Source organism: Trabulsiella guamensis ATCC 49490, assembly GCF_000734965.1.
GTDB classification, from domain to species: Bacteria; Pseudomonadota; Gammaproteobacteria; order Enterobacterales; family Enterobacteriaceae; genus Trabulsiella; species Trabulsiella guamensis.
Window position 1 is genome coordinate 1 of the sequence record NZ_JMTB01000247.1, and the last position, 302, is coordinate 302.

Here is a 302-nt window from a genome sequence, read left to right on the forward strand (position 1 = left end):
TTGATCTGAAAGCGAATGCCAACCCCGATTTTGCGGTACAGGAAAAAAGCTGGGATCCGTATCAGACAAGGGACAGTTCTAAGTACGAGATCCCCCAGTACGGCACACTTATGGAAACCTTCCGTGATGTTCTTAACGAGGTCAATGACCTTAACATCGAGTCAGCGGGCGCATGGGAACTCTTCCGCAATCAGCAAAACAACCAGGCACTGTTACCGCCGGTTCCTCAGGAGCTTAAGGGGGAACTGCGGGTGATCGTCGAAGGTGATGCGCGCGTGAAGAGCGTTAAAATGAACCAGCCC

At 52.0% G+C, this 302-nt stretch carries 1 pseudogene; it reads left to right on the plus strand.

Annotated features, from left to right (window positions below):
• Positions 1 to 302, plus strand: a pseudogene (locus GTGU_RS26295) (hypothetical protein); the annotation flags it as partial.